This is a genomic window from Niastella yeongjuensis (assembly GCF_900110245.1).
Classification (GTDB): domain Bacteria; phylum Bacteroidota; class Bacteroidia; order Chitinophagales; family Chitinophagaceae; genus Niastella; species Niastella yeongjuensis.
Genome location: NZ_FOCZ01000002.1, coordinates 790,621 through 814,139 on the forward strand (window position 1 = coordinate 790,621; position 23,519 = coordinate 814,139).

The window sequence follows — 23,519 nt, forward strand, 5'->3', positions numbered from 1 at the left end:
TCAACTTTGAACTTGTAACCAGCGTCTGCATTACATTACGGCTTATCTTCCCACTTTCGGAGGCTGAGGGGAAAATTTACGCAGGACGTGGAATATTGCCTGCTTTCCGCTACCTTTGCAGCCGATTAAAACTACAGGTCTGTTTATTGACTCTATTTCATTGATTGTTAATTTGTTATAGAGGTAAATAGCCGGGTAGAAATCAACTAATCAACTTTGCAACATGGCAGGTCAGTTAAAAGAAGTTCGTAATAAGATCAAGGCAACCCAGAATATGCAGCAGATTACCAAGGCAATGAAAATGGTAAGTGCTGCCAAATTGAGAAAAGCGCAGGATGCTATCGTTCAGATGCGTCCTTATGCACGCAAACTGCAGGAAGTGCTGAGTAACATTGTAAGCAGCGCAGAAGGCGATACAGGTACAAGCCTGGCGGTTGAGCGTCCTGTAGAGAAAGTGCTGTTGATCGTTATTACCAGCGACCGTGGTTTGTGCGGCGCTTACAATACCAACGTAATTAAACTGGCCCGCAATACCATCCAGGAAAAATATGCCGCTCAGAATGCCAAAGGCAATCTGACCATTTGGGGCATTGGTAAAAAAGGAACTGAATTCTTCCAGAAAAATAAATACAAGGTAAACGATACTTTCAGAGACCTGTTCCTGAAGTTGAATTTCGAAAACGTACAGGCTGCCGCCCAGGCCGCTGTAAAAGCGTTTGAAGCAAAAGAGTTTGATGTAATTGAACTGGTGTACAGCGAATTCCGCAATGCAGCCATGCAACGTTTTGCATTGGAACGCTTCCTGCCTATCCCGAAAGTGGAAAATAAAGAAGGTGCCAAGAAAAGCGACTTCATCTTTGAACCTGCTAAAGACGAGTTGATCGCCGAGCTGATGCCAAAGATCCTGAACACACAATTGTACAAAGCAGTGCTCGATGCCAATGCTTCTGAGCACGGTGCCCGTATGACTGCCATGGATAAAGCCAGCGAAAACGCCAACGAGTTATTGAAGAACTATAAAATATCTTACAACCGGGCACGCCAGGCAGCCATCACTACCGAGCTTACAGAGATCGTGAGCGGAGCTGCTGCATTACAAGGCTAAAATTTAATAATGGAAATTTCCAACCTGATACCCCATATAGAGGCGTTGATCTTTGCCAGTGAAAAGCCTTTAACTACATTGGAGATCACTGATCTCATCAACCAGGCCTTTGGCTTTATGGAAGATAAGATCGTGCTCGATCAGATTGAAGCGGCCATTGAAGGTATTCTCGAAAAATACAAGGCCGAGTTCTATCCGTTTGAGGTGCGCGAAAGCGGCGGTGGTTGGCAGTTCCTCACTAAAAAGGATTTTCATAAAACCGTTGCCCAGTTAAACGGTGATAAATTCCTGAAACGCCTGTCTACAGCAGCGTTGGAAACCCTGAGTATCGTTGCTTACAAACAACCGGTAACCAAGTCTGAAATTGAGGCTATCCGTGGGGTGAGCAGCGATTACGCCATTCAGAAATTACTCGAAAAAGACCTCATCGTAATAACAGGCCGTAACGAAAACCAACCCGGTCACCCGCTGGTGTATGGTACGTCCAAAAACTTTATGGACTATTTCGGCCTGAACACAACAGATGATCTGCCAAAACTGAAAGAGGTACTCGCCGATGACGGTATTGTAGCGCCTACTATTGTAGGTGGCGAAATCAGTGCCGCACCCACCGAAGGCAATGCTACCGAAGAGGGCATTCTTCCTTCAGAAAATGGCGTTCATTTAAATGGAACCGAAATAACATTCGACGAAGAAGGAGTCGAAGGTGCAGAAGAAGAAATGCAATCGGCGGATGAAAATGTAGAAGCCGGCGATGATGCATACGAACCGGATACCGACGAAGATGCAATAGCTGAAGAAGCAGAAGCTTTGGATGAAGAAGCCGGCGAAGTGCTGGATGAAATTGCAGAAAAAGGATTCGATGAAGAAGGTGCCGAAGAACCCTATATTACCCCCGAGGAAGAAGAAGAAGGGGCAGATGACTCCGTCTCTTTTGCGGTTGACGACAACGGCGAACTGATTGAAGAAAACCAGGACAGTCAGGACTGGGATGGCGGGGATGCTGGGGAGGATGAGATAGAGGATGGTGAAGAAGAGGATGAAGGCGACGAAGAACTGGCCGATGAAGAAGAGGATGAAATTGAAGAAGAAGCTGAAGAAGACGAGGAGAATGAAGAAGGCGACGAAGAACTGGCCGATGAAGAGGAAGAAACCGAAGAAGAGGACGGCGAAGACAATGACGAGGAAAAAGACGGGGACGACGAAGAAAAGAAATAACAGCAAAAGAACTATATAAACGGGGCGCATTCATTAAAAAATGGATGCGCCTTTTTGTTTTAACGCTGTCACCCCTGTCAACTTATTAACTTGTCAACTTATTCATATATTCGCATACTATGTCACAGCAATTATCCCGAGAGTTATTAATCCAGTTGGCGAATGAATACGGTACACCCCTGTATGTGTATCATGCCGAAAAAATTAAAGAGCAATATGAAAAGCTGCAAACCGCTTTTCAAAAGATCAACGCCCGTTTCTACTACGCCTGTAAGGCACTTACCAATATTAATGTTTTAAAATATGTGAACAGCCTCGGCGCCGGGGTTGATTGTGTGAGCATTCATGAGGTAAAGCTGGCCCTGAAGGCAGGCTTTGATCCTAAGAATATCCTGTATACGCCCAATTGTGTAGACTTTCAGGAAATTGTTGCAGCCAAGGAACTGGGCGTAAATCTCAATATCGATAACATCTCCATTTTAGAGCAGTTTGGCAACAAGTTTGGCGGCAGCTATCCTGTTTGCATCCGGCTCAACCCCCATATTATGGCCGGTGGTAATTTCAAGATCTCTACCGGGCACGTAGACAGCAAATTTGGGATCTCTATACACCAGATCAGGCACATCGAGCGCATTGTAAAAACCGCCAAAATGAAAGTGACCGGCGTACATATGCATACCGGTAGTGAGATCAAAGACATTGGCGTTTTCATGGAAGGTCTGGATGTTATGTTCGAGATCACTTCACACTTCCCCGACCTGGAGTTTATTGACCTTGGTAGCGGGTTTAAAGTGCCTTACCAGCCCGATGATCCGGAAACGGATGTAAATACCCTGGGGCAGAAAATGGCTGTGGCTTTCAAGAACTTTGAAAAAGAAACCGGTAAAAAACTCCAGGTATGGTTTGAACCCGGTAAATACCTGGTAAGCCAGTGCGGTTACTTTGTAGTTAAAACGAATGTGGTAAAACAAACGCCTGCCACCGTATTTGCCGGGGTGAACAGCGGGTTCAACCACCTCATTCGCCCTATGTTCTATGAGGCCTATCATCATATTGAGAATATCAGCAACCCCAACGGGCCTGAAAGAATATACACCGTAGTAGGGAATATTTGTGAAACCGATACGTTTGCCTGGGACCGCAAGCTGCATGAAGTACGGGAAGGCGATTACCTGGTGTTCTACAATGCCGGTGCGTACGGGTTTGAAATGTCGAGCAATTTTAACTCCCGCCTGAAACCTGCCGAAGTAATGGTGAAAGATGGCAAGGCGCACCTTATTCGCAGACGCGATGAGTTTGAAGACCTGTTAAAAAATCAAATTGAAGTTTTATAAGGATTTCCCGACGGTTACCGTCGGGATTTTTTTTACATTCATTCTCTGATAACCTTTCCTCCATGCCAAATAAATTCATACAATCATTAAAGAACCCGGTATTATTCAGGCTGTATCTCTTTTCCAAACTGCCGGCAGCATTCTTTTCGGGAGTGCGGGTAAAAGAAATAGATGAGCAGCACTGCGTAGTTACGGTTCCGTATAAATGGTTCTCGCAAAATCCATTTCGGTCTACGTACTTTGCCTGTTTGGCCATGGCGGCTGAAATGAGTTCGGGATCACTGGCTATGGCGCATGTTTATAAACGAAAGCCGCCTGTGAGTATGCTGGTGGTAAAGTTTGAAGCCAGTTATTTCAAGAAGGCAACGGGGCGAACCCGCTTTGTATGTAATGATGGGGCTATGTTGTTGGGGGTTATTGAAAAGGCCATTGCCACCGGGGAATCGCAAACCTGTGTAACCACCTCAACAGGGGTTAACGAGCAGGGGGAAAAAGTGGCAGAATGTTTAATAACATGGTCCTTCAAAGTGAGGAAATAGCTGTAAGCCTTAAGCTGTAAGCAATACACCGCTGCGCGCCACACGCCGTCGCGGCAACCCAGAACGCTGAACCTGGAACTTTGAACTTAAAACTCAGAACTTAAAACTATTTAAATGAAGATCGCTTTTCATGGTGCTGCCCGTACCGTAACAGGGTCAAAGCACTTGCTCACGTTAAGCAATGGCCGGAAGTATTTGCTCGATTGTGGAATGTTCCAGGGGTTGGGACAGGCTACCAATGCATTGAACCGCAATTGGGGTTTTGAACCCGCTGATGTCGATGTTCTTATTTTATCGCATGCCCATATCGATCACAGTGGCCTTATTCCCAAGCTTACCCGCGATGGTTTTACCGGTAAAATATTTTGTACGCCAGCCACCAAGGAGCTTACCGAAATATTGCTGCTCGACTCTGCCGAAATACAGGAAGACGATGTAAAATACCTGAACAAGAAAAGAGCGGCTGAAAAACAACCTTATTTACAACCGCTTTATACCACGCAGGATGCGGAAAACTCGTTCAAACACCTGCAGGCAGTGGAGTACGGCACCTGGCATAAGATCGATGAAAATGTTGAGTTGATGTATACCGATGCCGGTCATATTATTGGCAGTGCAGCCGTAAACCTGAAAATACATGAGAATGGCAAGATTACCCATTTAACCTTCAGTGGCGATGTGGGCCGGTACCGCGATGTGATCCTGCGTTCACCCGCCGAGTTTCCCCAGGCCGATTACATCATCCTGGAATCTACATACGGCAACAGCCTGCACGAACTGAATGTTACCACACCCGATCAGCTGTTACAATGGATAGAAAAGACCTGTTTGCAAAAGAAGGGTAAGCTGATCATTCCTGCGTTCAGTGTGGGCCGTACACAGGAGCTGTTGTATCATTTAAACCAGCTGGAATTGGAACGGCGCCTGCCCGAGCTGGATTATTTTGTAGATAGCCCGTTAAGCATAAAAACAACGGAACTGGTTAAACGTTACCCCCGTTATTTTAATAAAACCATTCAGCATGTGCTGGAAACAGACTCGGACCCCTTTGGTTTTAAAGGATTGAAGTTTGTAAAAACAGTGCAGGAGTCAAAAATGTTGAACTTCCGTAATGAACCCTGCGTCATTATTTCTGCCAGTGGTATGGCGGAAGCCGGCCGGGTAAAACACCACATCAGTAACAATATTGAAAATAGCCGCAACACCATCCTGATGACTGGTTATTGCGAACCAGAGTCATTGGGTGGGCGGTTATTGTCGGGCCGAAAGGAAGTGCACATTTATGGCGTTTTGCATGAGGTACACGCTGAAATAGGGGCTATACACAGTATGAGTGCCCATGGCGATTATGAAGACCTGAGCCAGTTCCTGGCCAATCAGGACCCCAAGCTGGTAAAGCGGCTGTTCCTGGTACATGGCGAGTATAATGTACAACAACAGTTCAGGCAGCGATTGATAAAAAAAGGGTTTGCAGATGTGGAGATACCGGAGCAGCATTATGAGATAGGACTTACTTAGAAGATGAAAAGGCAGAGGGCAGAGAACTGCGACGCGGCAACTCAAAACATAGAACTCAGAACATAGAGCAAAAACTAAAAACCGCCTCACGGGGCGGTTTTTTCAATTCAATAATCTTTGGGTAGTCTCTAAGTAAAATTTAATTCATCTATAGGCTCAGATTTTCTAGGGTTCTCCTTACAGATAATGGATCTTAAATACCTGGTTTTTTCATCGAAACTGGACGTTTAGGGTTTTTTCTCGAGGAGATTTGTTGTTGTTGGTTTTCATGGATTGTTGGACAAAACGGGTACTTGGTTTTTCTGGATATTCAGGCTCCGTGACGCCTGTGACTGGATTCACCCTTTCGGGTTCTTTCGGTTTTTTATAGGAATTACGATCTTGTAACAAAGATGGCTATTCTTAACCCGTGGGTCAACTTTATTCGACTAATAAATTGAAAGCTTCGATTTTTAGTGGAAAACTTTGGGTAAATGTGGCAAATCTATAATATGTGTACGTTGTACTCTTAATTGCTAATCTTATATTATTGAGCTGGTTATTAATGTTACCTTAATATTAAGATCAAAATAGGAAACATCAGGTGGGTGTATATAAAAAAGAAACCGGGCCTTTTTAGGGGCCCGGCAACTTTTTTAATGAAATCCGTATCATGAGCAGGCTGGAGATTAAAATCACACTAGTTTTCAAGAGTGTAAGGATTCCACTTTTCTTCCGTTTTAAGGATAGGGTTTATTATTGATAACCGTCACAATAAATGCTTTCTACAGATATATTTAGGGTTCTGTGTTTCGGGTCTGTGTTAGAACAAAGATGGTCAGGAAGACTGGCAAAGAGAAAATTATTAGCCATTTGGGGGCATTATGCCGGTAAACAGGAAGAAATTTTCGATGAAGTTTATATGATGTTTAAACGCTTTAATACGTCAGGTTTGTGGGCCTTGCTCACGGGGATCTCGTTCCCCTTGATAAACAGGTCATTCTCCCGAATGTCGTCTATCTTATTGATATTTATAATGTATGACCGGTGAACCTTGATGAAGGTCTGGCGGTTCACCTTTTCTTCTAAATTCTTGATCGTATTGTGTGTTATGTACTTCCTGCTGTCTGCGGTCACGAATTTCACATAATCGCCCATACTTTCAATAAACAGGATGTCGTCGTTGTTTAAGCGTACCAGCTTGCCATCGCATTTAATAAAGATATGATCGGTAGCGGTGCTGGTAATATTGTTATCACCAGCGGGTGCAGTGAGTTTATTCAGGGCTTCCTGAAAACGTTGATAGGTAAACGGCTTTTTTAAAAAGTCGGTTACATTATATTCAAAAGCGTTATATGCGTATTCTGATTTGGAAGTGGTAAGTATAACCTTGGGATAATATGCCAGCTGATCAAGTAAGTCGAAACCCGTAGCACCGGGCATTTCAACATCCAGGAACAATATGTCAACAGAATTTTTATTCAGGTAGTCCAGGGCCTCTTCCACATTGATGAAATGTCCTTTCACCTGTAACACCGCACTTTTTTCGCAGCATTTGACCAAATAATCGGCAGCTACCTGCAAATCCTCTACTATGACACAGGTCCATTTCATAAAAAATTGGAATTGAATTCTTTCAACTTATTGTACTCTGATGCGATCAGCTCCTTACTCTCTGCTAATGTAACCACAATTTGCTGATATTCTGACGATAAATCATTTGAAGAAGTTGCTTTTTGACAAATATCTTCAAATTCCTTACAAATATTTTGAACTAACGGCAAACCTACAAATCCAAACGTTGGTTTTATTTTATGTATTGCCTTTTTTAATTCAGATATATTATTTGTTTGATAAGCAACTTTAATGGAATTTAAATCTTCATTAAAATGTGCCAGTGTTGTTTGAAAGATCTCTTCTATATACTGGTAATCATCTTCATACAGACTATAGAGATAGTCGGAATCAATATTTTCGTTGAAAATGAATTTTTTAGAGAAATTTGCTCCGTTCATTGGAAAATAGTTTATCCATTTTTTCGTTAAATTACCTATCCGGGCTGAAATCCTTTTTGTCTAATCCAATAACTCTATGAAGGAGAAAATATTATATCTGGTCTACTCTATTTACAGCGATATAGTGCATACCGGCCTGCATGAGGGGGTTACCAAGGATATGCGCAAAAGGATCATCCGCTTCAATCAGTTCATTTTGCTGGCCCTGTTGTTGAACTTCATTTCTGTTTTCTCTTACTTCTACCACAAACTATATATAAGCGCGTTAGTAAATATTACCTCCGCTTATTTTTTCCTGCTGGCGTTTTATTTTGGCTCTAAACGAAAGCTGGAAACGGGCCGCATTATTGCGGTCGTAAATATAAACCTTTATCTCATTGTAATATGTTACCTGGAGGGGCTGCGGGCAGGGGAGTACCTGCTGTATTTTCCTTACTTCGTCGTACTAACGTTTGTGGTGAGCATCAGAAGAAATTTTAAAGAACTGTTATCGGTATACTCCATTACCGTTATAGCCTCACTGGCCTGTGTAAAATTGTGTCCGTATGTAAATAACATACAAACCATCAACGAGGCCCTGTATGCGCAGTTGTACAGCGGTAACCTGGTTATTTCACTGGCCATGACCATCATTTTCTCTTACTCCATTCTACAGGTGAATAAAGACAATGAGGTGGCCATTCTGCAGGAAAAGACTTTCGGTGACACCATCTTCAATACCTCGCTCGATGGGGTATTTATTATTTTCAGCCAGTCGAACATTATTAACAGTTGCAATTTGCGTGCGCTTGAAATGTTTGATGTGAAGGATAAGCAGGAGATTGAAGGGACGAATATTGAGATGTGGTTCGAAGAACATCATATAAAACAGTTCAACTCCATAAAGGAATCCCTATCGGGTGAATCGCTTCCCTGGCAGGGTGAATTGACCCTCACGGCTAAAACAGGCCGTACCTTTTATGGATTTGTGAGTGTAGTGCCCTTCACCTATAAAGATACCGGCTACACCAAGATCAGTATCCTGGATGTATCGAATGTGAAGATGGCCGAGTTTGAACTGATGAAGGCAAAGGAAAAAGCCGAATCCGCCGCCCGAACAAAATCACGCTTTCTCAGTAATATGAGCCATGAGCTGCGTACCCCGCTGAATGGCATCATTGGCGCTTCCAACCTGTTGCTGCAGGAAGAACACCTGCCAAGCCAGGTACAACACCTCGATATCCTGAAGTTCTCCTCAGAGCACATGATGATGCTCATCAACGATATCCTGGATTATAATAAAATGGAAGCCGGTAAAGTAGAGCTGGCTGATGTACCGGTGAACATAAAAGAGTTCATGCAAAAACTGGCCGGACAATTCTCCCCACAAATAAAATCAAAAGGGCTGGAGTTTAAGGTTGACATCGATGACCGCCTCGACCTGGAATTTTATACGGATGAAACCCGGTTGAACCAGGTATTGAGCAACCTGCTGGCCAATGCCCTTAAATTCACCCACCAGGGTACCATTACCATGGCGGTGCGAAAGCTGTTCTCCTCAAGTGCTAAATCAACCCTGCAGTTTATTGTTATGGATACCGGGATCGGTATTCCGAAGAACAAGCATAAAGAGATCTTCGACAGCTTTACCCAGGCCGATGTAAACACCACCCGCAAATATGGAGGAACCGGTTTGGGGCTGGCAATTACAAAGCGTATCGTGAACATGTTTAACAGCGACCTGTTGCTGGAGAGTGAAGAAAACAAAGGCAGTGCATTCCACTTTACTGTTGAGCTGAAGATCTGTGAGAACCGGAAACGCTACATGGAGGATAATATCAAAAACTTCGATTCACTGGAAGGCATCCGCCTGTTGATTGCAGAAGATAACCCGGTAAACCTGTCTATTGCCAAAAGATTTCTTACCAAGTGGGGCATATTAGTTAGTGAAGCAACCAATGGACGTGACGCGCTGGCCCAGTTTAAAAAAGGAACTTTCGATCTGTTACTGATTGACCTGGAAATGCCCGAAATGGATGGCGCTACTGCGTTAAAGGAAATACGTAAAATAAACACTTCTATTCCGGCTGTTGCTTTTACGGCTGCTGTATATGATAATATGCAGGCCGATCTGTTGCAAAAAGGATTTACAGACTTTATACATAAACCATTCAGACCGGAAGAGCTTCATTCGAAGATCTCATACTTAGTATCTGCTTTGCGGGCTTAATGTTATTGTATGGTTAAGGTAATTGGGTATTGGACTTGTTGAAGACATAGGTAGTGGTAAACTACCATAGAAAATCACTCCCCTAAAAGGGCCAAATTTGTCACAAAGACACCGCCATGATAACTTCTAAGCCTGATTTTGATGAAATTGATAAGTAATTTTTGAATGTAGCTGTATTCGTTCGCATTATATTCAACAACCTTTGTATCTTGCATACCTGTTCAATTGTATAGCGTAGTCAGTATTAGCCGAAAAAACAAAGCCATGAGAAAGATTCAAATGAATGTTTCTTCTAACATTTATAGCTTGCAGCCGTTTCAGGCAATGGAGAGAACCAATCAATCTACAGGTTCTCAACATGTAACAAGCCAGTTTTTTTGCATTCCAATTCTAATTACTGCTGTAAATAAATACCAGTTCGTTTACCGGGTTAATTCCGCGTTAATACCAACCGGGCTTTAGAACAAGTCTGAACCCCATTGAACGCCTATCCTAAACAGTTTTATACCGAACGATAATAACTTATCATACATCTTTTCCGGGTAAAACATAGCCGCAGCAATCGCCCGGAAACAACTACGGTTGCTGCATAATTTTCTCATGTGACTCGCAGCCCTTAGTCTTAAGGGCTGCCTACTTTTTATACCTATCCCAAACAGATAAGTCAAACGCACAACATCAATTTTTACGATGTAGAGATAAAAAGAAAAAGCCCACCCGATTCATCGGGTGGGCTTTTTTATACTAAGCGCGTTTTGCTTATTGATAATTCAAATGCAATTCAACACGTCTGTTTTTAGCGCGGCCTTGCGGCGTTTTGTTTGGTGCAATTGGTTTTGAATCACCAAAACCCTGTGCAGTGATGCGGCTTGCATCGATGCCTTTTTTAATAAAGTAGTTCTTTACAGCATCGGCACGTTTTGCAGACAGCTTTAAGTTGGTTTCTGGTTTACCGGTATTATCCGTGTGGCCTTCAATGCTGATCTGCAGGGCAGGGTCAGCTTTCAGTACCTTAACAACCACGTCTAATTTAGGGTAAGAAACTTTCTGGATGATGTCTTTACCTGACATATAATAAATGGCCTTGGCAGCAATAGCCACTTTCTTCACAACATCCTGTTTAATTTCAGGGCAACCACCGTTGGCTGGTTTACCAGGCGTAGCAGGACATTTATCTTCTTCATCATTAACGCCATCACCATCTGTATCAGGAATAGGGCAGCCATTGTATTTGGCAAGACCAGCTACAGCAGGACATTTATCTTCTTCGTCGTTGATGCCATCGCCATCAGTATCTGGGATAGGGCAGCCATTGTATTTGGCAGTACCGGCAACATCAGGACATTTGTCGTTTTTATCGGCAACGCCATCTTTGTCTTTGTCGGGGCAGCCAGCCAACGCTACTTCGCCAGCAACATCAGGGCACTCATCTTTTTCATCAACAATACCGTCATTGTCTTTATCGTGTGTGATTTCTTTCACTACTTCTTTAACCACTTCAACACTCTTAACAACTGTATCGGTGCGTGTTTCAACAACCTTTTCTACCTTAACTTCTTGTTTGGGCTCTTCTTTAACTTCCTGTTTCGGTTGGCTTTTGTGTTTGTGCGTTCTTACACGTTGGTAGATTGGCAAAGTAAAACCCAGGTGAATATCGGTATTGGAAACGTTTTGTTTTCCTAACACGTTGCTCAGGATAGAACCTGAACCCAGGAACAGCGGGCCTAAACGCATGCCTGCACCCCAGGTAGCCTTTTTGTTGAGTGTATTGTAATATAATGGTGTATAAAGGCTGAACCATTTTTTCTCTAACCGGGGAGTAACAGTGAACGTGGTAGGATATTGTGCACTGGTTTGGTTCTTGTCGCGGTTAATGAGGTTTACAATAGTAGCTACATTAATGAACAGACGTCTGTAAATGTGGTAGTCTGCATCGAAACGGAAAGTGGTAGGCAGTTTCACTTTCATATTATCCTCGTGCGCCTTGGTAGAGAGAATGCCCTGGTTTTGAAGACGGGTAAAATACTCGTCAAAGGTTTCGCCATCCTGTTTGTCCAGGTCGTCGGTTGTTTTACCTGAGGCGTTGGCAGCATAGCTGTTACCATTTTCAGAGTTCTTATATTTTACCGATCCCAGATCGTTTAATGAGGCGTTTAACCGCACCTTATAAGGGGTTTGGTCATTGCTCAACCACTCACTGCTTTCGGGTCTCCATTCGTAGCTGAAGCCCAGGTCAAAACCCAGACCGTGGTTATCCGATAAATGTTTCAGTACATCATCGAATTGGTCATCTACATTATCCAGGTTGTTGGAGTAACGTACGTTTACATCACCTTCAAGCTGGTTGATGATATCGCTTTTGGCAATATTGATGGCCAGTTTATTTGAATAGTAAGAAGCGGCAGCAATGCCTACTACATACTTACCGGTAATACCCATTTTCAACTGGTGGTGCGGAGCGCTCCAGATAATACGGCCATAGGTTAAACCAGCTTCAGCAAACGCATGCGCTTTTACCTGCAGCATACTTTCCTGAATATTCTGATCATAAATGCCATCATTGCCGCTACCGAAAAAACGGAAAGTTTTATCGCTAAGGTTAAACTCATTGAACAGCATGCGTGCGCGGGTATACAAACCTACACCGCTTTTTTTGCCGGATGTGAACATGAAAGAAGGTCCAAGGATCTCGGTATTGAACCAGAGGTTCTTTTTGTCGGCATTGGCCGATTTAATGTAATCCTCGTTTTCTTTGAGGTCTGAAAAGTCGAACTTTTTAACTTTGTCGTTTTTCAGCTCATAGGCATTGTTTCCGGCTACAGTACCAAAAGAGAAGAAGTTGATGTTCACTTTGTATTTACTGCCAGCTACAGAAGCGGGGTTTTGCAGCATGCCGTGAACACCGGAATAGTTGTCGTAAGGGTATCCAACAATTGATTGGGATAAGCCAAACAAGGGTACGCAACTTATCAGGCCTAGCGCAAGGCTTTTTTTCATGACTTTGGGAGTTTGGAGTTAGTTATGCGGTTAAATTATATTGCTTAATGCTATCATTAAAAGCGCCGCAAGGTAATTTAAAATTGTGTGTGTTTTGGAAAATAATGGATTATATATGCGAAAATTCAATTTAGCACTGGTTAGTAATGTTTTATGTTATTGGCAGTTGTGCAATCGTGTTGGAATGGCCTTTTGAGGCACTGTGAAACGGAAAAAAGGGGCTTCTATTGTATTGATACTGTATTCATTTGCCCACCATAAGACCATTACATATTAGTAATTGCTGCATTTGCAGGTACTAATATTTTTGTGTATAGGAAACGCCTATCCGAAAGTTGGAAAAATTGCATAAATGGTACTTTCTTCTTACTTTCGGCCCTCCTGCAATCAATAACCTCCCTGGGCAACACAGAGTATCCCAAACACAATACCCATAATCGTATGAAAGCCTTAACACAATCGGTTTCCCGGAACTATCTGAAGCTATTTCTGAAAATTATAGTGATCACTTTATGGGCGCTGTGTATTATCTCAGCCGCTATAAAATGAAAATAAAAAGTCCCCGCAACGTTGTAGGGACTTTTTAATGCAATGAATATGCGACGCAGGTAAAACGCACTGTTATCTTATCGTTGAATGATCAGTTCACTTTCTGCATGTAATCGGTAAAAAATTTCTTGGGGGGCTGTCCGGTTATCTTTTTAAACACCCGGTTAAAAGTAACAGCATTGTTGAACCCGCTTTGATAGGCCACTGCCGCCAGGCTGTCGAAATTGGCTCCCACTATTTTCTTACAGGCTTCATTGATACGCACTTCGTTTAAAAAGGTGACATACGTTTTCAAGGTATGTTTTTTAAAATACCGGCAGAAAGCCTGTGGGGTAAGGTGGGCCACGTTGGCAATTTGTTTAAGCGTAATGTTCTCGGTATAGTGCGCCATGGTATACTGGTATATATCATTCATGCGCAGCCCTTCCGATTCGGTAATGGCGCTTTCTGATTGTGTATTGGAAAGCGATTTGTATTGTTTAATGCGGCAAAGCGTTTGTAGCAATTGAATAAAGAATGCCAGCCTGATGCCGTTCCTGGCTTCTTTTATCAGTAACATCTTTTTGCTGATATCCAGTTGGTGCGAAGCCGGTACCTGTAAACCGGTGCAGGTAGCATCCATAAACTTTTTAACGTTGTTCATTTCCGGTAGTTCAAGGATCTTCCCAAAGGGTCCACACAGGTCAACAAACAAAGTAAGGGCGTGAATATCTTTCTGGCTGTCCTTTACAAAATAGTCGGGGTCGCTTTTAAACAGGTGGGGCTGGTTAGCGCCGAGGATAAATACATCGCCCGATTGAAAGCGCTGCATACAGGTGCCGGCAATAAGCGTGCCTTCGCCTTTTATGATCCAGGTAAGCTGGGTTTCATTGTGGCGGTGCAGGTGATTGTAAAAATGTGGTAACTTATCCTCCTGAACCATGATGGAATGCTCCTGCGAAACAGGTATGGTGAACTGTACAACTTTCATTGCAGTAGTTTGGTTGGTTTAACCAATATTACCATTTTTTTCTCAGAGTGTCGCGCAGGAGGTTAATATCGGTAAAGAAGTGGTGAATGGACAGAAGTTAAAATTGGTAACAAACTGATTAAAACCCGCTATCCTATACTAACTGTTTCATAATACTTTTATTAAAAATTATTACGAATGAGTATATCATGGAAAGGTATTTTTCCTGCCTTCACAACCAAGTTCGCTGCCAATGACACCCTTGACCTGGCATTGTTTGAAAAAGGATTGCAGTCGCAACTGGATGCCGGCGTGGATGGTATAGTACTGGGCGGCAGCCTCGGCGAAGCCAGCACCCTTACTACCGAAGAAAAAGAAACGTTGGTGAAGCTGGCCATTGAAATAGCCGGACCGGTTCCTGTGGTATTGAACATTGCAGAGGGCGCTACCAAAGAAGCGATAAAGCTGGCCGCATTGGGTAAAAGCTGGGGCGTAAAAGGCCTGATGTTATTACCGCCCATGCGTTATAAAAGCGATGACCGCGAAACGCTGACTTTCTTCAGATCGGTGGCACAGTCAACCGATCTGCCTATTATGATCTATAACAACCCCATTGATTATAAAGTAGACGTAACGCTCGGGATCTTTGACCAGCTGCAGGAATGTGAAAATATTCAGGCGGTGAAAGAATCGACCCGCGATGTATCGAATGTTACGCGCATGATCAATCGTTTTGGCGATCGGTACAAAATATTGTGTGGGGTAGATACACTGGCTATGGAAGAATTGCTGATGGGGGCCGATGGCTGGGTAGGTGGTCTGGTAACCGCATTCCCCCGTGAAACCGTTGCCGTGTACCGATTGATAAAAGCAGGCATGCTGGAGGAAGCCCGCGCCATTTATCGTTGGTTCCTGCCTTTGCTGGAACTGGATATTCATCCAAAACTGGTACAATACATCAAACTCGCCGAAGCGCAGGTAGGACTTGGTTCTGAATACGTACGGGCACCACGGTTAACACTGATAGGGGAGGAGCGGGATCGGGTGTTGAAGATTATTAAAGAAGGTATTGCTACCAGACCAAAGCTGGAGGTTGACGAGTTGGTAAAGGCAGTGGGCAGTAGGCAGTAGGCAGTAGGAAAAAGGCAATGGGCAATAGGCGGGAGAAGCAGACAGCAGAAATGAAAACGCTGAAACAGGGGCCGATAATCGCGAACTAGGAACCCAATAACCCAATAACTCAATAACCCAATAACCGGAACGCTGAACTTGAAACCTGCAACTCGGAACTAAGAATCGCTTATGAGAAAACAACATATACTTATCCTTGGCCTGCTATTTACCTCAGCATCCACTTTGTCTCAACAGACATTGTACCAGCAAAACAGTGAAGTAAACAACCTGATGGTACAATACGATGCCGATCGGGGCAGCCTCAACCGGTTTTATTTTGTTGAGAATTCCCCGGAACGGCGAAACCGGTTTGTAGCGCTGGTCACCGATTATGAGAAACAGGTTCAACAGTTGAAATACGACAACCTGCCAACCGGCAGCCGGGTAGATTATCTTCTATTCAAACGAAACCTTGATGAACAACTGCGGCTGCTGGAAGTAGAGAAAAAGGAATGCGAACAGCTGGGCAACTGGTTCTCGTTTTCTACCGGGATCTATGAAATAGAAAAATTCCGACGCCGCGGTACCCAACCCGATGCCCAACAATGGGCCACCAGTATGAAAGCCATCACGGAAAGCATTCACCAGCTTTCCAGATCACTGACCAAAGACAGTACGATCACCATCAATTTGATCCGCCGGGCGCAGGGCATTGTAAAAGGATTACAGTCTGCATTGAAAAACGTGAATGACTTTTATGGTGGTTACGATCCCGGTTATACCTGGTGGATCCCCGACAGCTTTAAACACCTGGATAGTGCCCTGTCTGCCTACGGCAAATTGTGGCAGGAGAAGGCAAAAGCGGCGCCGGGTGGTAAAGACGATGGCAGTCATATTATCGGCTATCCCATCGGGAAAGACGAGATCATTCGCCAGCTGCAGCTGGAATATATCCCCTATACCCCCGAAGAACTGATCGACATTGCCAATAAAGAGTTTGCCTGGTGCGATGCCGAAATGTTGAAAGCCTCCCAGGAAATGGGTTTTGGTAAAGACTGGAAGAAAGCGCTGGAAAAAGTAAAGAATACCTATGTGCCGCCGGGCAAACAACCCGAGGCCATTATGAAACTATACAACGAATCGGTAGACTTCCTAAAAAAGAACAACCTGGTTACCATTCCACCGGTGGCAGAAGAAACCTGGCGCATGATCATGATGACGCCCGATCGGCAACTGGTTAATCCGTTTTTTACAGGCGGAGAAGTGCTGAGCATTTCATACCCAACCAATACCATGGAAGAAGATGATAAAATGATGAGTATGCGTGGGAACAATCCGCATTTCTCCCGCGCTACGGTACACCACGAATTGATTGCCGGTCATCACCTGCAAGGTTTTATGAATAACCGGTACCGCGCTTATCGCAATTTTGATACCCCTTTCTGGATCGAAGGCTGGTCGTTGTACTGGGAAATGGTACTGTGGGACCTGCACTTTCCGCAATCGCCCGAAGATCGGGTAGGCATGTTGTTTTGGCGCATGCACCGGTGTGCCCGCATTATATTTTCATTGAACTATCACCTCGGTAAATGGACGCCCCAGCAGTGTATCGACTTCCTGGTTGACCGTGTAGGCCATGAAAGGGCCAATGCCGAAGGTGAAGTGCGCCGGTCATTTATTGGAAATTATGGCCCCTTGTATCAACTGGCGTATATGATCGGCGGATTGCAATTCTATGCCATGAAAAAAGAACTGGTCGACAGCGGTAAGATGACCTGGCAGCAATACCACGATGCCGTGTTGCACGAAAACTCCATGCCGGTTACTATGGTAAGGGCAATACTTACCAACCTGGCATTACCGAAGGATTATAAGGCGGAATGGAAGTTTTATAAATAAAGGCAGAGGGCAGAAGGCAGAGAGAAATACACCTTTGCGCTGCAAATAGCGAGGAATCGCCAATAACCCGGAACTCTGAACTTTAAACTTTCAACCTTGAACTAATAAGCCTGTTCAGCAATGAAAAAGCATATAACGTATTCAGTCATTTTGTTGCTAACGATAAACGCCTATACACAGAGTTACGTCCCCGAAAAGCAACAGCCTAAAATGAAAGTGAAGCCCGTTGTGCCGGTAAAAGCCTACAGCTTTAACCTGCAGGATGTGCAGTTGCTGGATGGTCCGTTTAAAAAAGCGATGGAAGCAGATGTGCGTTATTTGCAGGTGATAGAACCCGACCGGCTGCTGGCCGACTTTCGCGAACATGCAGGGCTAAAAGCAAAAGGTACACACTATGGCGGGTGGGAACACAGCGGACTGGCAGGCCATACCCTCGGTCATTATTTATCGGCCTGTGCCATGCACTATGCGGCTTCGCGCGATAAACAGTTCCTCGATAAAGTAAACTACATCGTTGACGAACTGGCCGAATGTCAGCCTAAACGCAATGGATATGTGGGCGCCATTCCCAAAGAAGACAGCATGTGGGCAGAAGTGGAAAAAGGAAATATCCGCTCGCGTGGTTTTGATCTCAATGGCGCCTGGTCGCCCTGGTACACCGTGCATAAGATCATGGCCGGTTTGCTCGATGCTTATTTATATTGCGATAATAAGAAAGCACTGGCGGTAGAAACAGGTATGGCCGACTGGTCGGCCCACCTTCTTCGCAACCTGCCCGACAGCTCTTTGCAACGCATGTTGTTTTGTGAATACGGCGGCATGAACGATGTGCTGGCCAACACCTATGCCCTCACTGGCGAAAAGAAATACCTGGACCTTTCCTATAAATTTCACGATAAACACATCCTCGATTCCCTGGCCTTGCAAAAAGACGTCCTGCCCGGCAAGCATTCCAATACCCAGATCCCAAAGGTCATCGGTTGTATCCGCCGCTATGAATTAACCGCGGATGATAAAGACAAAACCATTGCTGATTTCTTCTGGCAAACGGTGGTGAACAACCATTCCTATGCACCAGGCGGCAACAGCAACTACGAATACCTGGGCCCGGCCAATCAGCTGAATGAAACGCTCACCGACAATACCATGGAAACCTGCAATACCTATAATATGTTGAAGCTGACCCGGCATTTGTTTGCCCTGCAGCCGGCCGCCAGCCTCATGGATTATTACGAACGCGCTTTGTATAATCATATACTATCGTCTCAGGACCACAGCACGGGCATGATGTGTTATTTTGTTCCGCTGCGTATGGGTACCCAAAAGGAGTTCAGCGATTCCTTCAACACCTTTACCTGTTGTGTGGGATCAGGTATGGAAAACCATGTGAAGTATGGCGAAAGCATCTATTACCAGGGCGTCAATGGCAGCCTGTATGTAAACCTGTTCATTGCTTCCAGGTTGAACTGGAAAGAAAAAGGCGTGGTGATAGAACAACAGACCCAATTGCCGGAGAGCAACTGGGTACGTTTTGCCATCACAGCTTCCCGGCCGGTACCGTTCACCCTGCGCATTCGTAATCCCCACTGGTCAACTCAGGGAAGCTGGTTAGCCGTGAACGGAAAAGAGCAAACGAATCTGCAACCTGATGCCGATGGGTATTTTACCATTACCCGAACCTGGAAAACAGGTGATGCGGTCATCTTCAAACCCAGCCTGCAATTATATACCCAATCCATGCCCGATAATCCCAACCGCCTGGCGGTTTTTTATGGGCCTGTAGTGCTGGCGGGCGTATTGGGCAATAAAGAACCAGATCCTGTTACGGGTATCCCGGTGTTGGTGTCAACAGAAGTCGATCCGGCCAGTTGGTTAAAGGCAGATAACAACCAGCCACTGGTTTTTCATTCCCTGAATACCGGGCAACCGCAGGAGGTTACCTTGAAACCATTCAACCAGGTACAAAAAGAATTTTACAATGTATACTGGGACCTGTTCACCCCCCAGCGCTGGGGCGAACAACAAAAGTTATATGAGGCCGAACGCAAAGAACGACACGAGCTGGAAGTAAGAACGGTTGATCTGGTACGACTGGGCGAAATGCAGCCCGAACGTGACCATGAATTCACCGGGGAGAAGATAAATACAGGCGAAGAGCATACCCGTAAATACCGGCTGGCGCATTCCGGTGGTTATTTCTCGTTTAACCTTAAGGTTGACCCGGAGAAGCCCAACAGCCTGTTGTGTACTTACTGGGGAATGGATAACCGGGGCAGAACATTCGATATCCTGGTAAACGACGTTACAATTGCTACCGAAGACCTGAACAAGTATAAATCCAGTAAATTCTACGATATTGTATATCCCATTCCCGTTAACATCACCAAAGGCAAACAGCAGGTAAAACTTACGTTTAAACCTGCTGCGCACAATATGGTTGGTCCCGTCTATGGAGAAGTTAGAATTATGAGAGAGAATTAGTTTAAAGTTTAAAGTTTCAAGTTTCAAGTTCGAAGTTCCAGTTATTGGGTTATTAAGTTCTTAGGTTTATGAGTGCTGGGTTCTTGGAAGTTGAGCCGCGCATAGGTGTATTACTTCCTGCTTGCAGTCTGAAGTGGTTTTCTCATTGCCTATTGCCCATTGCCTTTTTCCCACTGCCCACTGCCTTTAAAGTTTACTAAACTGCTTCGCCAAATTAACCCCGGAAGCAGGTAATTGTATCCTCAGTACATATGTACCAGCAACCAATCCCGATATATTCACCGATCTGACATTCAATCCCTGTTGTAAAGATGCTTGCTGACTGATCACCGGTTGACCTGTGATATTATATACCTGCACGGTAACGGCAGCAGGAGCTTCGCTTGAAAGTACATAGTTGATGGTGGACGTAGCCTGCGTTGGATAAACAGTTACCTCATTGTTAAGGCCTCCATTTTTCAGAATGATTACTGATGAATAGACAAAGTTTCCATTGATGTCAACCTGTTTTACGCGGTAATAGCTGGTGGCATTGGTATTATTCTCATTGAAGGCATAGGTATTGCTGGTGTTGTTGCCTGCCTGCACCCGGCCTATAGAGTCGTAATTGCGGCCATTCAACGAACGTTCAACAACAAAATGGCTATTGTTCATTTCATTTACGGTAACCCAGGTCAGGGCTGCTTTGTTATCTTTAATAATGCCGGTAAAGCTGGTGAAAGTCACCGGTAAGGCGCCAGTTACCAGAACAGAAGTAGTTAAGGTAGCAACCTGGCAGGTTGTATTGCTGATGGTAACAGACAGGCTTTTATCACCGGTAGTAGTCCATTTGGCGGAAGGGGTAGCAGCGGTTGAAGTAGCTGGTGTGGCCCCTGAACCAAAGCTCCAGTTGTAGGTAATACCACTGGAAGGACTGTTGCTTACCGAGTAGTTATAGGTATTATTTACCAGCGGAGCAGTGTTACCGCTGATAGCCAGGCTGGATTGTGGATGCATGTTAATATCGTCCACAATAACCCCATAGGAAGAGTTGCCGTTATTATCAGCAATATGAATGTTTACCTGTTTATCACTGCTGTTGGCAGGTACGGTAAACGAATATGTTTCGGTAGTCCAGCTGAAGGTGGTATTGTTATAGCTTTTGGTTGAATTTACGTAGTTGGTATGAGAAGTAACTCCTCTTACTTTTACCGAAATGCCGGGGTTATTAGGGGTACTGGCATCGATCCTTCTTGTTGCTTTGAAAGTAAATACATAAGTAACACCAGGCATGATACAGATGTTTTGATCAAGACAACGTTCCATATCGATCTCGGTAACATTATTGGTAGTACTTGAACCGCCGTACACGTTTTCAGGATTCACTTCAACAGAACAGCTGTTTGTCCAGCCGGTACCGCCATTATTAAAAGAAGAATTGGTAACCAGGTTTTGTGCCGACATAAAAAGTGGCAATAAGATCATGGCAACTATCAGGGTAAATTTTGTGGTCATGATATGCTGGGTTGAGGGTTTAGGATCTGTAAGAGTTTTCATTTTATTGGGGTTTTGCACATGCCAGTATATAACCCAGTTCGGTGCCAGAATGCAACCTGTTTACTATGAATGGTTTATAGGCAGTGTGTGGGTGAGACTAATTCCCGGCATGGGATTTTCTTCCCGGGATGTTACCGGTTAGTAAAGTCGATAGTAAATGTGCGTAGCAACCAATAGGGGTAACTTTGTATCGGGTTTAGCAGGGATTAGTTAGCAACCGGTAATATGGTTCCGGCAACGTTACCGGTAAAAAATGGCAGTTCAGGCAACAGCGGGGGACTGTAATAATTTCAGTTGTTGCAATTTTGTGCAGCCAGATGCATTCCTGCTGCATGCGAAAAGTATCACTTAAGTTCTTATCTTCGACGCCTGTTTAACCATGCATTTTTCGGTTATTGGCAAACGGAATATTAATATTTTACTACGCACAATAAACTAATGAATAGTACGGTTAATGGCCTGTTGGTTTTGATATATAGTAAAAGCATCTTTTAAACTACTTATTTATTTATTGAATGGCATTCCTGGAGAAACATTTGTACGTTAAAAAATCAACCTTACCTAACGCTGGAAAAGGATTATTTACCAAAAAATTAATTCCTAAGGGAACCCGTATTGTAGAATACAAAGGCAGAACAAGGACCTGGAAAGAAGTTCAGGCTGATGAAGATGAAAGCCCTTACATCTACTACGTGAAACGCAATTTCGTAATCGATGCTTTGAACGATAAAAAGGCCCTGGCCCGGTATGCCAATGATGCCCGGGGTTTAGAGCGGGTTAAGGATATAAACAATAATGCCGAGTATGCTGAAGAAGGCGTACGTGTGTTTATCGAGGCAACAAAAGATATTCCGGCCGGTGGTGAAATACTGGTAGGGTATGGTCCTGAATACTGGCAGGTAATTCGCCATAACATCCGTATCGACATAAAAGAGAAAAAGAAAGCCCTTGCCAATGGTGCCAAAGTAAACGGAGCCAAAGTAAATGGCAAAATCGCCAATGGTAAAGTGGCCAATGGTAAAAAGGTGAATGGCAAAAAGACCAATGGCGCCAAAGTAAATGGTACCAATGGAAATGGCAAATCGGTTCATGCCAAAGTAAATGGAAGAAAAGTGAAAAAGGCAATTGCCAATGGGCAATAGTCAACGGGCAATGGGTAATGGGCAATGGCGGCAAAGCTGGTAACTGGTAACCTGGAACCTGAAACCTGACCTTAGTATCCGGAAGCTACACCTTACTTCATAAGCTTTTCTATAAAAAGATTAATCACTTCAACCAGGATAAGAATTATAATGATCCATTCCAGCACTATGCTGTTCCTGTATTGAAGCAGATCTTTAAACAAGTCGAGGTTTTCTTTTACAATTTCCAAACCCTCGCGGATAGTTCTGAACCGGGCCTGCAGGTCGAATGTTCTTTTCAGACCAATGTCGAGCCGGTTCAGATTCTCATCTTCCCAGGTTTCTTCGGGTGAATCAAAAATATACAGGTTGGCCTCGATGCGATTTTTCAGGTTCAGCGTGCGACCAATATATTTTTTCAAATTGCCGCCCGACAGATCAAGCCGGCCCTTCTTCTCCAATTGCTGGGTATGGTAGGTCGTTTCTTCCAGCAGCAAATTGGTTTGCTGGCTGAAATGGTCCAACGCTACAGACTGCGACACATTCAGCATAATTAACCTCAGGCTGTCAGTGGTTTCCCCTTCAATTTCAATCTTGTTATAGCCGAATTTATTATGGCGGGCATTCACTTCTATGTCAAACTCATCACTGATGTGATTCTCGAACGGGTTTTTGCAATAAGGCGTAATGGCCTGAATGAATGCCATGATCTCCACCTCGTTGTAACTAAGAAAACATACAATACCGTATTTGAAGATATACACGAACTTGGGGGTATCCGATTTCGCCCGATAAAACAACTCGTCTGAATCCCCATGTAACAACTCGGCCTTGAACACGGTTTTAAATTCTTTAATATCAATGCCATCGGCTATTTGTAAGGATAGTACTTTTAACATACGTCTACTGTTTGATTAATCTTTCTGAAATCTCCTGTCTGTATTTAAAGTTACCTTT

Annotated in this window: 16 protein-coding genes; 10 read left to right on the forward strand and 6 right to left on the reverse strand. The window is 44.1% G+C overall.

All coding sequences use genetic code 11. The features are described 5' to 3' along the window. Nucleotides 1-223: 223 nt before the first annotated feature. The 5 genes from atpG (at nt 224) to BMX95_RS07935 (ending at nt 5,714) form a co-directional block, all read left to right on the forward strand. A complete protein-coding gene (gene atpG, locus BMX95_RS07915) occupies nt 224-1,105 on the forward strand; it encodes an ATP synthase F1 subunit gamma (protein ID WP_081201601.1) in 882 nt (293 codons plus the stop codon). Nucleotides 1,106-1,114: 9 nt separating this feature from the next. Next, a complete protein-coding gene (scpB, locus tag BMX95_RS07920; protein WP_081201604.1) occupies nt 1,115-2,323 on the forward strand; it encodes an SMC-Scp complex subunit ScpB in 1,209 nt (402 codons plus the stop codon). Between the two features lie 119 nt (nt 2,324-2,442). Further along, nucleotides 2,443-3,657 (forward strand): diaminopimelate decarboxylase, encoded by a 1,215-nt coding sequence (lysA, locus tag BMX95_RS07925; protein WP_081201607.1) that lies wholly within the window; start codon nt 2,443-2,445, stop codon nt 3,655-3,657. 62 nt (nt 3,658-3,719) lie between these two features. Beyond that, nucleotides 3,720-4,196, forward strand: a complete 477-nt coding sequence (locus BMX95_RS07930) for a DUF4442 domain-containing protein (RefSeq protein ID WP_081201610.1) — start codon at nt 3,720-3,722, stop codon at nt 4,194-4,196. A gap of 114 nt (nt 4,197-4,310) precedes the next feature. Beyond that, nucleotides 4,311-5,714, forward strand: coding sequence for an MBL fold metallo-hydrolase RNA specificity domain-containing protein (locus BMX95_RS07935; protein WP_081201613.1), 1,404 nt, complete (start codon nt 4,311-4,313; stop codon nt 5,712-5,714). Between the two features lie 897 nt (nt 5,715-6,611). Here the strand turns inward: BMX95_RS07935 and BMX95_RS07940 are convergent. Both BMX95_RS07940 and BMX95_RS07945 read right to left on the reverse strand, forming a co-directional pair. Then, entirely contained in the window at nt 6,612-7,307 is a 696-nt protein-coding gene (locus BMX95_RS07940) for a LytR/AlgR family response regulator transcription factor (protein ID WP_081201616.1), read from the reverse strand. Next, on the reverse strand, nt 7,304-7,708 hold the full coding sequence (locus tag BMX95_RS07945) for an Hpt domain-containing protein (RefSeq protein ID WP_081201618.1): 405 nt from the start codon (nt 7,706-7,708) through the stop codon (nt 7,304-7,306). The genes BMX95_RS07940 and BMX95_RS07945 overlap by 4 nt, the downstream gene beginning before the upstream one ends. A gap of 76 nt (nt 7,709-7,784) precedes the next feature. Between BMX95_RS07945 and BMX95_RS07950 the strand changes: the two genes are divergently transcribed. Then, nucleotides 7,785-9,917: a hybrid sensor histidine kinase/response regulator gene (locus BMX95_RS07950; RefSeq protein WP_081201621.1), complete on the forward strand. Its 2,133-nt coding sequence runs from the start codon at nt 7,785-7,787 to the stop codon at nt 9,915-9,917. 759 nt (nt 9,918-10,676) lie between these two features. Here the strand turns inward: BMX95_RS07950 and BMX95_RS07955 are convergent. Both BMX95_RS07955 and BMX95_RS07960 read right to left on the reverse strand, forming a co-directional pair. Continuing rightward, entirely contained in the window at nt 10,677-12,914 is a 2,238-nt protein-coding gene (locus BMX95_RS07955) for a DUF5723 family protein (protein ID WP_081201623.1), read from the reverse strand. A 640-nt stretch (nt 12,915-13,554) separates the two neighbouring features. Continuing rightward, on the reverse strand, nt 13,555-14,433 hold the full coding sequence (locus BMX95_RS07960; RefSeq protein WP_081201624.1) for an AraC family transcriptional regulator: 879 nt from the start codon (nt 14,431-14,433) through the stop codon (nt 13,555-13,557). Between the two features lie 177 nt (nt 14,434-14,610). Between BMX95_RS07960 and BMX95_RS07965 the strand changes: the two genes are divergently transcribed. The 3 genes from BMX95_RS07965 (at nt 14,611) to BMX95_RS07975 (ending at nt 19,905) form a co-directional block, all read left to right on the forward strand. Next, nucleotides 14,611-15,543, forward strand: coding sequence for a dihydrodipicolinate synthase family protein (locus BMX95_RS07965; RefSeq protein WP_177193684.1), 933 nt, complete (start codon nt 14,611-14,613; stop codon nt 15,541-15,543). A gap of 171 nt (nt 15,544-15,714) precedes the next feature. After that, a complete protein-coding gene (locus BMX95_RS07970; protein ID WP_081201627.1) occupies nt 15,715-17,424 on the forward strand; it encodes a DUF885 family protein in 1,710 nt (569 codons plus the stop codon). A gap of 120 nt (nt 17,425-17,544) precedes the next feature. Next, entirely contained in the window at nt 17,545-19,905 is a 2,361-nt protein-coding gene (locus BMX95_RS07975) for a glycoside hydrolase family 127 protein (RefSeq protein WP_081201629.1), read from the forward strand. A gap of 186 nt (nt 19,906-20,091) precedes the next feature. Here the strand turns inward: BMX95_RS07975 and BMX95_RS07980 are convergent, their stop codons facing one another. Continuing rightward, nucleotides 20,092-21,441, reverse strand: coding sequence for a T9SS type A sorting domain-containing protein (locus BMX95_RS07980; protein WP_081201632.1), 1,350 nt, complete (start codon nt 21,439-21,441; stop codon nt 20,092-20,094). A gap of 515 nt (nt 21,442-21,956) precedes the next feature. On the opposite strand from BMX95_RS07980, the gene BMX95_RS07985 reads away from it, so the two are divergent. Further along, the gene (locus BMX95_RS07985) at nt 21,957-22,583 is read left to right on the forward strand and encodes an SET domain-containing protein (protein WP_107686033.1); all 627 of its coding nucleotides are present in this window, start codon (nt 21,957-21,959) and stop codon (nt 22,581-22,583) included. Nucleotides 22,584-22,675: 92 nt separating this feature from the next. Here the strand turns inward: BMX95_RS07985 and BMX95_RS07990 are convergent, their stop codons facing one another. Then, a complete protein-coding gene (locus BMX95_RS07990; RefSeq protein ID WP_081201634.1) occupies nt 22,676-23,461 on the reverse strand; it encodes an RMD1 family protein in 786 nt (261 codons plus the stop codon). Nucleotides 23,462-23,519 lie beyond the last annotated feature (58 nt).